At 71.0% G+C, this 13,047-nt stretch carries 10 protein-coding genes; 7 read left to right on the forward strand and 3 right to left on the reverse strand.

The features are described 5' to 3' along the window. Positions 1-63 precede the first annotated feature (63 nt). Positions 64-1,236: a substrate-binding domain-containing protein gene (locus P1P70_RS29345; RefSeq protein WP_413471565.1), complete on the forward strand. Its 1,173-nt coding sequence runs from the start codon at positions 64-66 to the stop codon at positions 1,234-1,236. A gap of 24 nt (positions 1,237-1,260) precedes the next feature. On the opposite strand, the gene P1P70_RS29350 is transcribed toward P1P70_RS29345, so the two are convergent. Then, entirely contained in the window at positions 1,261-2,523 is a 1,263-nt protein-coding gene (locus P1P70_RS29350) for a PP2C family protein-serine/threonine phosphatase (protein WP_319243002.1), read from the reverse strand. Positions 2,524-2,724: 201 nt separating this feature from the next. Next, on the reverse strand, positions 2,725-4,221 hold the full coding sequence (locus tag P1P70_RS29355; protein ID WP_319243004.1) for an FAD-binding protein: 1,497 nt from the start codon (positions 4,219-4,221) through the stop codon (positions 2,725-2,727). Positions 4,222-4,773: 552 nt separating this feature from the next. Here P1P70_RS29355 and P1P70_RS29360 point away from each other — a divergent pair. The 6 genes from P1P70_RS29360 (at position 4,774) to P1P70_RS29385 (ending at position 11,548) form a co-directional block, all read left to right on the forward strand. After that, positions 4,774-5,979 carry a sensor histidine kinase gene (locus tag P1P70_RS29360; RefSeq protein ID WP_319243006.1) on the forward strand — a complete coding sequence of 402 codons (1,206 nt, stop codon included), beginning with the start codon at positions 4,774-4,776 and terminating at the stop codon, positions 5,977-5,979. Next, complete coding sequence (locus P1P70_RS29365) at positions 5,976-6,377, forward strand: roadblock/LC7 domain-containing protein (RefSeq protein ID WP_045562285.1); 402 nt, start codon at positions 5,976-5,978, stop codon at positions 6,375-6,377. Before P1P70_RS29360 ends, P1P70_RS29365 begins: the two co-directional genes overlap by 4 nt. Further along, positions 6,374-6,751 (forward strand): DUF742 domain-containing protein, encoded by a 378-nt coding sequence (locus P1P70_RS29370; RefSeq protein WP_319243009.1) that lies wholly within the window; start codon positions 6,374-6,376, stop codon positions 6,749-6,751. Before P1P70_RS29365 ends, P1P70_RS29370 begins: the two co-directional genes overlap by 4 nt. Then, positions 6,726-7,319, forward strand: coding sequence for a GTP-binding protein (locus P1P70_RS29375; protein ID WP_215451459.1), 594 nt, complete (start codon positions 6,726-6,728; stop codon positions 7,317-7,319). Before P1P70_RS29370 ends, P1P70_RS29375 begins: the two co-directional genes overlap by 26 nt. 13 nt (positions 7,320-7,332) lie before the next feature. Continuing rightward, positions 7,333-8,673 (forward strand): cytochrome P450, encoded by a 1,341-nt coding sequence (locus P1P70_RS29380; protein ID WP_319243013.1) that lies wholly within the window; start codon positions 7,333-7,335, stop codon positions 8,671-8,673. 334 nt (positions 8,674-9,007) lie between these two features. Further along, positions 9,008-11,548 carry a tryptophanase gene (locus P1P70_RS29385; RefSeq protein WP_319243016.1) on the forward strand — a complete coding sequence of 847 codons (2,541 nt, stop codon included), beginning with the start codon at positions 9,008-9,010 and terminating at the stop codon, positions 11,546-11,548. Between the two features lie 98 nt (positions 11,549-11,646). Here P1P70_RS29385 and P1P70_RS29390 read toward each other — a convergent pair. Further along, the coding region (locus P1P70_RS29390) for an SMI1/KNR4 family protein (protein WP_319243018.1) at positions 11,647-13,047 on the reverse strand (1,401 nt) is incomplete at its 5' end.

A 13,047-nucleotide genomic window follows, 5' to 3' on the forward strand; every position in this document is an offset into this window, starting at 1 on the left:
CCGGACCCCCTCGGCCACAGCCCCCGGCAGCGTTCCCTGCTCGTCCCTCCGCGAGGAGTCCCCGTGCACCACAACCGCCACGCCCGCTCCGGCGCCGACAGGGGCCGCCACGCCGTGACCGCCCTGCTGACCGGGGCGGCCATCGTCGTGCTCGGCGGCTGCGAACGCGGATCGTCCGGCGACCCGGAGTCCTCCGCCACCGGCACGAGCGGCTGCCCCGCGGCGCAGGCCAGGGCCGAGGCCGCCGTCAGCCGGGCCGAGCGCGACGACGTCCCGTGGAACGGCCCGACCACCGGCCCCAGGGCCGTGACCGGAGGCCGAACCCTCGTCTACGTCGCCCAGACCATGACCAACCCCGGAGTCGCGGGCGCCGCCGAGGGCGTACGGGAAGCCGCGCGGGTCATCGGCTGGGACGTGCGGGTGATCGACGGCGGAGGCACGCCCGCCGGCATCCAGGCCGCGATGAGCGAGGCCGTGACGCTCCGCCCCTCCGGCATCGTCATCGGCGGCTTCGACCCCAACTCGACCTCGCAGCAGATCGCGCGGGCCGAGCAGGCCGGCATCCCGATCGTCGGCTGGCACGCGGTCCCCGCCCCCGGCCCCAGCAGGCGCCCCGCTCTCTTCACCAACATCACCACCCGGGTCGAGGACGTCGCGAGGATCAGCGCCCGGTGGGTGATCTCGTCCTCGAACGGCGACGCCGGGGCCCTGATCTTCACCGACGCCTCCATCCCCTTCGCCAAGAACAAGTCCGAGCTGATCAGGGAGGAGCTCGCCACCTGCGCGGGCGTGGACCTCCTGGCGTACGTGAACATCCCGATCCCCGACGCGAGCAGCCGCACGCCCCGCGAGGTCTCCTCACTGCTCTCCCGCTTCCAGGACCGCTGGACCCACTCGGTCGCCATCAACGACCTGTACTTCGCCGACGCCGCCCCCGCCTTCCGCGCGGCCGGCAAGGACGGCTCGGGCCCGCCGTTCAACATCGGCGCCGGGGACGGAGACCCCTCCGCCTTCCAGCGCGTCGACAGCGAGCAGTACCAGGCGGCCACCGTCCCCGAACCGCTCACCCTGCAGGGCTGGCAGATCGTCGACGAGTTCAACCGCGCCTTCTCCGGCAGCCCCGCCAGCGGCTATGTGGCGCCCGTCCACATCAGCACGGCCGACAACAGTGAGGGCGCCACGAGCTGGAACCCGTCGGGCTACCGGGAGGGGTACCGGAAGATCTGGGGCAAGTGATGCCGCCACCCCCTCCTCGGCCGGTCACAGCCGCAGGACGATCAGCGCGGTGTCGTCGGTGGTGCCGGTCGGCGGCAGCAGATCCGTCAGCAGGGCGTCGGCCAGGGTCTCGGGGTCCTGCCCGCGGTGGTGGGCCAGGGAAGCCGCGAGGCGTTCCAGGCCGGCGTCGATGCTCTCGGTACGGCGCTCGATCAACCCGTCCGTGTACAGGACCAGGGTGGAGCCCTCGACGAAGGGCGTGCGGGCCTGGGGCCGCGGGACCTGGACGGGCCGGGCGGCGAGCGGCGGGTCGGTGGCGCCGTCGAGGAAGGTGACGGTGCCGTCGGGACGCACCAGGGCGGGCGGCGGGTGGCCCGCGCAGCTGTAGGTGATGGTGCGGTCGTCCCAGTCGATGAAGGTCGTCACCACGGTGGTCGACTCGGCGCCGTCGACGGAGCGGGCGTACCGGTCGAGGGCTTCCAGGGCCTGGGCCGGACCGTCGGCGACGCGCGTGGCCCCGCTCAGGGCGCTGCGCAGCTGCCCCATGACGCAGGCGGCCGCCAGACCGTGGCCGACGACGTCGCCGACGGCCACCGCGAGGCCCCCGCCGTCCAGCCCGACCAGGTCGTACCAGTCGCCGCACACGTTCAGCGCGCCGACGGCGGGCCGGTAGCGCACGGCCGCGTCGTGCGACCCGGTCGGCCCTGGAGGGGGCAGCATCGCGGCCTGCAGCGCCAGGGCCACCTCGCGCTCGTGGGCGTGCGCCGTGCGCAGCCGTTCGTTGACCTCCTGCAGCTCCCGGGCGCGGGTGTAGAGCTCGGCCTCCAGCACCCGGGCCCGGCTGTCCGCACCGGGAACGCCGGAGCCACCCCCGGCGTCCGCGCCGGTACCGCCCCGGGCGCGGATGAGTTCGGTGACCTCCTCCACGCGGTGCACGATCAGGACGACCTTGCCGTCGGGGCCCAGCACGGGGGCGTTGACCGGGCTCCAGTAGTGCTCCTGCCAGAGGCCGGGCCGCTGCGGGTCCTCGATGTCGTAGCGGAGCAGTGCCATCGTGTCGCGCTCCCCGGTGGCCACCGTGCGCAGCATCGACGCCTCCGTCTCCCGCATACCGGCGGCGGCCGGTTCGTTCGGGTTCTCGGGGAAGACGTCGAAGATGTAGCGCCCGAGCAACTGCTCGCGGCTGCGTCCGGCCAGCCGCAGGAAGTCTTCGTTGGCGTCGGCGTACACAAGTTCGGGCGTGAGCAGCGCCACCATGCCGGGCAGGGCCCGGAAGACCTCCGCATAGTCGATATGCGGTTCCCTCATGTCCAGCCTGCCTTGGCGCCGAGCGTCGGTGTGCCGTTCCACGATAGGCGCGAACCGACCGCGGGACCCGCCAGTCCGCGGCACAGGTGCCGGAACCTTCCGGATCCGCCACCCGGGTGTCCCACGAAAGAGTGGTGCGCCCTCCGGACGGGCCTGATCCGCCCTTTCCCCCGGGGCGGCGGATCAGGCCGGTTCGGCCCGTCAGAAGATGCCCGGGCCCGGAGTCAGGATCCCGCACGGGTCGTAGCGGGTCTTCCAGGTGGTGAACGTTTCCCACATCGAGCCGTAGTGCGCCTGCCAGTCGGCCGCCGTGAACGCGCACGCGCCGTGGGGGTAGCGCACTCCGCCGACGGCCGCCGCCTCCTGGTAGAAGCCGTAGTTGCGGTCCGTCATCCGTGACGCGAACTCGGCGTCGGGGCCGGACCGTGCCGCGTCGGTGAGGACGCTGACCAGCCAGACCCAGGGGCCGCTCGTGTCGTCGGGCAGCCGCAGCAGCGGGCGGCCGTAGCTCGCGCGCAGCATCGGGAAGACGAGGCCGAAGCCGGTCGGCCCCAGGTCCTCGGAGGTCAGCGACGGGAACACCGACTCGACGTACTGCTCGACCGCGCCGTCCGGCAGGAACAGGTCCGACCAGGGCTTGACCTTCGCGTCCCAGTCCATGGTCGCCGCGAACGCGTCGTACATGTCGGTGACCAGGGATATGTACTCGAGGTAGGTGTAGTCCTCGAAGGCGGCGGAGCCCGCGGCGGGGCTGAGCCCGCGCAGGAGGTGGGACGCGTCGGGGGTCTCGCCGGGGTTGTGGAAGACGGTGGCCCACAGGACCAGGGGCTGTGCCGTGCCGGGCTGCGGAATGCTGCCGAGCGAGTCGAACTCGCCGCGGTTCGCCAGGATGCGGATGTCCTGGAAGAACGTCGGGATGTCCGGGTAGCCGATCCGGTACGTGCGGGCCAGTTGCTTGGCCGGCACCAGGTCGACGGTGGCCCGGGTGATGACACCGCACTGCCCGAGTCCGGCGAGCGCCGCCTCGAACAGGTCGCTGTTCTGCGAGGGGGAGCACCACCTCATCCGGGCGTCGCCCGTGACCACTTGGAGCCGCCGGGCGTGGTCGACCTGTGCGCCGACCCGGTAGGACGACATCATCCCGATGCCGCCCATGGACAGGGTCCCGCCGACCGTCGTATTGGTGTAGCTGGTGATCGACGCCGGTGTGAGGCCCTCCTCGTACGCGGACTCGATCAGGTCCTTCCACAGCACACCGGCATCGACGTCGGCGCCGTCCGCGCCGATCGAGTGGATCGTGTCCAGTGAGCGCATCTCGACGACCAGGCCCCCGCTCACGAGCGGTTGGCCGAACATCGCGTGGTGGGCACCGGCCGGGGCGACCTCGATGCCGTGGTCGGCGCAGAAGGCGACCATCTTCCGGATGTCCTGCACCGACCCCGGCCGCAGCACCGCGCACGGCGTCCGGAACACGATGTTGCCCTGGTCGTGCGCGTTCGCCGCGAGTGACTCCGCGTCGAAGACGAGCGTCCCGTCGAGGGACGGGGCAGTGGCGAAGGACGCGCGGTCCGCTGCCGCGGCCTCGGTCACCCACTGCCGGGTGAGCAGGTCGTAGCCGGCGACGAGTGCCAGGGTCCCGGCTCCGAACCGGGCCAGGAACTGCCGTCTGCCGACGGCACCGCTGGGTCTTTCTGTCATGACAGCCTCCGTGCTGTGGACGCGGCGGACCGTCGGGACGCCGCGCCGGGTCTGTCGTCCTGTCGTGCGTGGGAGTCGGTGCCCGACCGGTACTCGACCGGACCGGCGCGATGACACCGCGTGGCCGTCATCACCAAGAGCGATCTCCCCCTGACAATCCGCTTACGGCCATCATGACTTCCCATGGGCCCGCCGCGCGATGGGGGGCGGCGAGTCGGAGGCGTTCGGTGAAGCGGTGGGGGCACTCGCCCAAGTGGATTTACCTCACGGCGCGGCAGAAGCCCCTATTCGGCCTTATTCGTGTGCGCACCGACTTACTCGTGTGCGCGCGACCAGGGCTCAACCTTCCCGAGGACCGCGCAGGTTGACGATCCGTCACCAGGTCGAGTGATGATACGATCACCGCACTTACCGAACGGACGGATAGGTGCAAAAGGAGCACCTCTCGCCATTCGTGGAGGCCTGGGTGGCAACCCCGGAGTGGCTGGCCTTCGGTCTGTGTGAATTGACGGAAATTCAGTAGCTGGCCATCGGCCGCCTGAAGAGGGTCTCATGACGCAATACATACAAAATCCGGCGCTCTGGGCACTCATTGTCGTAACCCTTGCCGCCGTCGCCCTGATCATTCGTCAGCGACGGGCCGCGCGAGCATTACGGCAGGAGATCGCAGGGCTCAGAAATCACTACGGTGAATTGGAGAGCCAATACTCGGATTCCGTCCGCGCGGCCCAGCAGGAAGCCGAAGGTGAGACGAGGACGGCCCTGAAGTCCGCGATGCGGACCCTCCAGGGTCTCGCCGCCGAACAGCAGCGCATCATCTCCGGGCTGCAGCGCAAGTACGGCGACTCCGTCATGCTCCAGGACCTCCTGGAGATCGACCACATGAACGCGCAGTTCGGCCGGCGTGCCCAGTCCATCGCCGTGCTGTGCGAGGGCTGGCTCGGCCGCCATCGCGACGTCGCCTCGGTCTACGACGTGGTCCGCAGCGCCCAGGGAAGGATCCGTCACTTCCAGCGGGCGCACATCCTCTCCAAGGTCGACTTCGGCGTCACCAGCCGGGCCGTCGAACCGGTGGCGCTGGCCCTCGCGGAGCTCCTCGACAACGCGACCAGCTACTCCAGCCCGGACACCGTCGTCGAGATCAACGTCCGCTCCGTGCCCAAGGGCGTCTGCATCATCGTCGACGACGCCGGCGTCGGCATGAACGAGGAGGAGAAGGCGAGGGCCGAGAAGCTCCTGACGAGCGAGCGCGTCACGGGTGTCTCGGGGCTCGGCAACCCTCCGCAGTTCGGCTTCGCGGTGATCGGTGTGCTCTGCGAGCGGTTCGGCTTCACGGTGTCGGTGGACTCCACCTCCCCCTACGGAGGTGTGCGGGCGGTCGTGCTGCTGCCCGACGAACTGCTCACCACGATGCCGGAGCCGAAGCAGCCGACGGTGGCGGTGGACTCGGTCGCGCCGCGGGACGTCCCGGCTCCGGTGGAGGCGAGGCCGTCCGCGTACGACAGTGCCCCAGAGTCCTCGCTGCCCGTGGGCACGACCGAGGACGGTCTGCCCAAGCGGCGTCGCAAGCGTCCGATGGCCCTCGTCTCCAACGGCCCGTCCGCCGCCCCGGCTCCACGGCGCCGCAGCGAGGACACGGCAGCGATCATGGCCGCCTTCAAGCAGGGCACGGACGCGGGTCGCGCCACCCACCCGGAGGCGGGGGAGCGGTCGAGCGGCCCCCATGACGCAAGCAGCGAAGGGCACGAGGTCCAATGAACAACGATCTTTCATGGATGCTTGACAGCGCCCTGGAGATCCCCGGAGCCCTCCACGCGGTTCTGGTCTCCTCCGACGGGTTGCTGAGGGCCCGTTCGAGGGGAGTGGACAAGGATGACGCGGACAAGGCCGCCGCCGCCATGAGTGGTATGCAGTCGCTGAGCCGGTCGCTGGCGTTCTTCTGCTCCCGCTCGGATCTGCGGTGGCAGCAGACCCTGGTCGAGTTCGACGGCGGCTGGATCTTCCTGATCTCGGCCGGGGACGGTGCCTACCTCGCGGTGTCGGCCTCCTCCGACGTCGACATGGCCGACATCACCTTCCGGATGCAACAGCTCGTCGGACAGCTGGGCAAGGTCATGACCGCTCCGCCCAGGGAGAGCAGCGTGGTAGGGCCATGACCGATTCCGACAGGCATGAGCACGAGGCCGCCGAATTAGTGCGGCCGTACGTCATCACCGGCGGGCGCAGCCTGCCCGGGGAGAGTCAGTTCTCCCTGATCACACTGGTCACGGCGGTCGCCGACCAGCAGCAGCGGCCCGCTCGCCTCTCGCCCGAGGAGCAGGACCTGCTGCGCATGTGTGTCGGCGGTTACCTCTCCGTCGCCGAGATCGCGGGGCACCTCCAACTGCCGGTGGGAGTGGTGAAGATCCTCCTGGCCGCGCTCTCCGAGGCCGGCTATCTCGTCACCCGCCCGCCGGAGACCCGTGCTCCCGTCGCCAACCTGCAGATCCTCGAGGAGGTGCTCAATGGTCTCCAGTCCAAGTTTGGATGAACGGGCGTACGTCCCGGGCGGAGAGACGCAGACCGCCGTGAAGATCCTGGTCGTCGGGCACTTCGCGGTGGGCAAGACCACGTTCATCGGGTCGATCTCCGAGATCTCGCCGCTCTCCACCGAGGAGACGATGACCCAGGCGGGCGAGGCGGTCGACGACCTCAAGGGCGTCCAGGGCAAGACCACCACCACGGTCGCCATGGACTTCGGCCGACTCACCGTCAGCGACCGTGTCGTGCTGTACCTCTTCGGCACCCCCGGCCAGCAGCGCTTCGTGCAGATGTGGGAGGACATGGCACGCGGCGCCCTCGGCGCGCTGGTGCTGGTCGACCCCGAGCGGCTGGCCGACTCCTTCGCCGTGATCGACCTGATCGAGCAGTACGGACTCGACTACGCGATCGCGGTCAACCATTTCGACGGTACGTCGATACGTGATGCGAGGGCGCTGCGCGAAGCGCTGGATCTCCTCGACGACACCCCCATCGTCACCTGCGACGCACGGGACGAACGGTCGTCGGCCGAGGCTCTGATCACGCTCGTCCGCTACTTGATGGACCGCGCCCGTTAGGAGCAGAGCAGACATGACCCCCGACTCCCCTCTTCCCTCACCCCCGCCCGGCTGCCCGGCGCACGGCAGCGGACTGCGGATTCCGCTGTACGGGCCGGAGTACGCGGCCGATCCGCAGGCGTACTACGCGTACATGCGGCACTACGGGCCCAGCGCGCCGGTCGAGATCGCGCCCGGCGTCGACGCGACCCTGGTCACCGACCACGCTACCGCGCTGAGGCTGCTGCAGGACCCCGGCAACTTCCGTAAGGACGCCCGCCGTTGGCGGGACGTCGCCGAGGGCAAGGTGGGCCCGGACAGCCCGGTCGTCCCGATGCTGGGCTACCGACCCAACGCCATGTTCACCGACGGCGCCGAGCACGCGCGGCTGCGGCAGGCGATCACCGACAGCCTCGCCAAGGTCGACTCCCGCCGCATCAGCGACATGACCAAGCGGGCCTCCGACTACCTGCTCGCCCAGGTCTCCGGCCGCGGCTCCATCGACCTCATGCACGACTACGTCAAGCAGTTGCCGCTGCTCGTGTTCAACGAGCTCTTCGGCTGCCCGGCGGACATCGGCGACCGGGTCGTCTTCGGCATCTCCGGAGTCTTCGAGGGCGTCAACGCCGAGAAGGCGAACCAGGTGCTGGGCCAGGCGGTGTTCGAGCTGGTGGCCCTCAAGCGTGCGCGGCCGGGCGACGACGTCACCTCGTACCTGATGCGGCACGAGGCGCGCCTGACCGACGAGGAGTTGGTCCACCAGCTCATCCTGCTCCTCGGCGCGGGCGCCGAACCGCTGCGCAACCTCATCGGCAACACCCTGCACCGGCTGCTCCTGCACGACCGCTACGCCGACGGCGGTCTGATCGAGGAAGCCATCGACGACACGCTGTGGGAGAACCCGCCCATGGCGAACTACGCGCCGCACTACCCCGCCGCCGACATGGAGTTCGGCGGCGCCAAGCTGCGGGCGGGCGATCTCGTCCTGGTCAGCATGACGGCCGCCAACACCGACCCTGCGCTCGTGGCGGCCGGTCAGACCGGCGGCAGGCGGGCCCACCTGTCGTGGAGCGCCGGCCCGCACGCCTGCCCCTCCAAGGAACTCGCCCGGCTCGTCACCATGGTGGCCGTCGAGAACCTGCTCAACCGCCTGCACGACATCGAACTCGCGGTCCCCGAGGACAGCCTGACCTGGCGTCCGGGACCGTTCCACCGCGCGCTGGCCGCGCTTCCCTGCCGCTTCACCCCGCAGGTCGTCCAGCGGCCCGTCCCGCCCCGCGCGACGGAGCCCTCCGCTCGCGAGGAGAACGCCCCGGCGGGCCGGAAGGCGGAGCGTGGCGTGTGGGGCTCCTTCCTGCAGTGGTTGAAGGGGTGACGCAGACAACAGTCTGTGACAGCTGGTACTGCATGAGTTTTCAACCAAAGGGGTAGGAACGCGGCGGCATTCGTGGTGACCATTGAACAAAGGGAGGTGTCGTGGACCACATATCCATCGGCGCCGCTTCTGCTCGACATCCGGATCTGATCCGCCGCTCCCTGCGAGACATCGACTTACATCGCGCGGAGACCAGGGGCGTGACCCGCCACCGGTCGCCGCGACACGAGATACCCGCCCAGGCCGGCGGGTATCTTTCTGTGTCCCCGCACATCCTCCGCCCCCAGGGGGCAGCGGCTCCGCCTCCGTACTTCGAGCAGCGGCGGGAGACGTGGTGAGCCCCCTCGGGTCCGGCACCGGGAGCATCCCGGAGGACCGGACGCTCGGCGCGCTCGTGACCGGCCAACTGCTGCGCCTCTGCGAGGAGTCGGGGCTCGACGGGACCGACGCGCGGAACTACGCGCGTCTACTGACCGATTCCCTGGGGGCGGTGGCCGGACGGCCTCTGAACCTGCCGCCCCCGTCCCTCAGTTTCCTGTCCGACGACTCCACCCCGGTGGAGTTCTCGCTCTCCCTCACCCCGCACGCGCCCCCGGCGATACGGGTACTGCTGGAACCGGGATGCGGGGCAGGCGGTCTGCGGGACAACGGCCTCGAAGGTCTGCGTGCCGTCCGTGCGATGGCGCGGCGCTGGGGCTTCTCCACCGACCAACTCGACGTACTGGAGGACCTGTTCCTCCCCGCCGACCCGCAGGGCCCCCTGGCGCTGTGGATCGCGCTGGAACTGCGTCCCGGCGGCGTCCCCAAGATCAAGGTGTATCTGAACCCGTCGGCGTCCGGCGAGGCACGGGCCGCCTGGACGGTACGGACGGCCCTGGACCGGCTGGGCCACCGGCACGCCTTCGACGCGCTGCCGCCGGCCGACGGCTATCCGTTCTTCGCGCTCGACCTGGGCGACTGGGCGGCACCCCGCGTGAAGATCTACACCACCCACCGCGATCTGGCGGTGGCGGACGTCGGCGGGCTGTGCCGGATGGAGCACGGCCCCGACCGCGCGACGTTGGAGGAGTTCCTCCGTACGGCGGGCGGCGTCGACGGGGGAGCGGACGACCCCCGGGCCCTGCCGGAGGTCCGGTTCGACCGGCGGCCCGTCCTGTCCTGCCACTCCTTCACGCGGACCACCGGCGGACCCACCGGCTTCACCCTCCACGTCCCGGTCAGGGACTACGCCCGCGACGACGCGGAGGCACTGCGCCGGGCCCGGGCCGTCCTCGGCCGCCACGGGATGGCCCCCGGGGCACTCGACCGGCCGCTGGCCGCCGTCACCGGACGACGGCTGACGGACGGGGTGGGGCTCGTCGCGTACGTGGCGCTCGCCCACGAGCAGCACAAACCGGCCCGGGTGACCGCGTACATCTCCTCGGAGGCCTACGCGGTCCGGCCGCCGAACGACGGCCGGCGCATCGATCACGAACCATTCAGCACCACGTCAGGAGCAAGAACCCCTATGGAGCCCTACCGCATCAAGGTCGTCGAGCCCATCGCGCTCACCACCCGGGAACAGCGCGAGGCGGCGCTGGAACGGGTGCACCACAACCTCTTCGACCTGCGCGCCGAGGAGGTGACCATCGACCTGCTCAGCGACTCGGGCACCGGCGCCATCTCGGCCGCGCAGCTGGCCGCCGGCATGGAGGGCGACGAGTCCTACGCCGGCTCGCGCTCCTTCTACCGCTTCCACGAGACCGTGACGGAACTGACCGGCTACCGGCACATCCTCCCCGCCCACCAGGGGCGGGCCGCGGAACGCATCCTCTTCACGAACCTCCTCGAACCCGGTGGCATCGTCCTGGCCAACACCCACTTCGACACGACCCGGGCCAACGTGGAGCTTTCCGGGTGTCAGGCGCATGACATCCCCTGCCCGGAGGCCCGTGACCTGGACAGCGAACTGCCCTTCAAGGGCAATATCGACCTGGACAGACTCCGGCAGACGCTGGAGGGACCGGACGGCTCCCGGGTCCGTGTGGTGATCATGACGATCACCAACAACGGCGGCGGGGGCCAGCCGGTCTCGATGGAGAACCTGAAACAGACCGCCGAGATCTGCCGCCGACACGGCGTCCCGATGATCCTGGACGCCGCCAGGTTCGCCGAGAACGCCTGGCTGGTGACCCGGCACGAGGAGGCCTACCGGGGTCGCACCCCGCGCCAGGTCGCCGAAGAAGCGTTCCGTCTCGCCGACGGCTGTGTGATGAGCGCCAAGAAGGACGGCATCGTCCACATCGGCGGCTTCATCGGGCTCAACGACCCCGAACTCGCCGAGAAGTGCGAACGCCTCCTCATCGCCACCGAGGGCTTCGCCACCTACGGCGGCCTCGCCGGCCGCGACCTCGACATGATGGCCACCGGCCTGCTGGAGGTGACCGAGCCCGCCTACCTCGCCGAGCGCGCCGACGTCGCCTCCCACCTCGCCGACCGCGTCCGCACGGCAGGCGTCGACCTGCTCGAACCCCCGGGCCTGCACGCCCTCTACCTCAACGCGGGCCGCCTGCTCCCGCACATACCGCCCCACCACTACCCGGGCCACGCCCTCGCCTGCCGCCTCTACCTCGAAGGCGGCATCCGCTCGGCCGAGCTCGGTTCCCTCTACCTCGGCGAGGAGGACGAGGACGGCAACCCCGTCAAGAGCGCCCCGTACGAACTGGTCCGGCTCGCGCTCCCGCGCCGGGTCTACACCCGCAGCCACTACGACCATGTCGGCAGGACCCTGGAACGCATCGCGAAGGAGCGGGAGTCCGTCCACGGCTACCGCATCGTGGAGCAGTCCCCGATCCTGCGGCACTTCCGCGCCAAACTGCAGCCGGTGACCGGCTGAGGCCCGCGGTGGTCGCCCCGCGTCCGTGCGGGGCGACCACCGCAGCGCGCGGCGTGGGAGTCCGGGCGCCGAGGTCGGGTCCGGCCGGTCGGGACGGGTCAGCCCAGGCGGATCACCATGAACGTCTCCCCCTCAGCGGGCGGCTGTGTCCAGGAGCAGGTGGTGAACGTGTGCAGCCGCCCGCGCGTGATGGCGTGCCGCGGCAGACGGACGCCGAACTCCCCGGCCACCGCTTCCAGCAGCGCCCGTTCCGCCCCGGCGTCGCCCCTCGGTCCACCGAAGAACCGGCTCGGATCCAGCGCCGGCGGTATCTCCCCGCTCTGCCGGACCTCTCCGTCGGCGTAGGTGAACGCGTACTGCTCGGTGCCGTCCCGCGCCACCGACAGATGGAAGTACGGCTGCTCGTGCTGCCGCCTGAGGCCGCTCCACACCACCACCGCGCGGGTGCCCGCACTCGCACGCGCGGCAGGGGAGACGAACCGCTGCCCGCCGAAGGCGGAGGGTTCGCCGTCGAAGGCGAAGCTCCAGCCGGGGCCGGCGCGCCCCACCGACACGAGGGCCCTGTCGTCGTAGGACGAGAACTCCCTCCGGCCGTGCAGCCATCTGCGGCGAGCCTCCCAGGAGGTCAGGGGCTCGTTCAGCACGGCGCCGTCTCCGTCGCCCCCGTCATCGCCCGCGTCCTGGTTCCCGCCCGCGTCCTGGTTCCGGCCCACGCCCCCGTCGCCGCTCCCGTCCGCGAGACGCCGGGGCAGATCCTCCGGCTCCACCCCTTCCACCAGGACGAACCGGAATGTCCTGCGGTTGTTGCCCGGGTCCGGCTCCGCGAGCCATGCCAGGCCGTCCGGGTCGAGGCGGGCCGTCGGTGTCGGTGCCTCACCGACCTGCCCGCCTCTCGGCGTGGAGAGCAACTCGCGGCCCCGCTCCGGGGTCGCGAGCGGCCCGAGCAGGGGGTCGGCCACCCAGCCCAGCGGCGCGAGATGGTCCGGTCCCAGCGGCTCCCACCAGGGCACGGCGTCCCGCAGCGCCTGCCAGGCCCCGTCGGTGTCCCCCCACCGCGCCAACTCCCGAGCCCGCTCGACCGCCTCCCCGAACGGCCCGGCCGGCGCGTACCGGTACGTACCGCCGCGCACCTCCTCCAGCGTCGCGTAGGCCAGGGACACCACGCCGTCGTCGGCGCCCCGCAGACGGTAGGTCGGTGTGGAGTCGTCCCGGTACGAGTGCGCCGCGTGCTCGGCGATCAGCGGCGGCAGCAGATCGGGCGCGTACCGCGGATCCGTCACCAGGCCGTCGAAGTACACCCCTGAGTTCTGTCCGAGCAGGCGGCGCATCTGGTCGCCCAGCCCGGCGGCCCGTGGTCTGCCGTACCTCCTGGCCTCGTCCAGGGCCTTCGCGGCCCGCTCCCAGTCCCCGCGCAGAGCCTCCAGGCGTGCCTGCTCCACCTGGGCGTCCAACCGGCGCGTCGTGTCGTTGACGAACTCCGGCCCCCCGTCGCTCCCGCC

The sequence above is a fragment of the Streptomyces sp. MB09-02B genome, assembly GCF_033794485.1.
Lineage (GTDB): Bacteria > Actinomycetota > Actinomycetes > Streptomycetales > Streptomycetaceae > Streptomyces.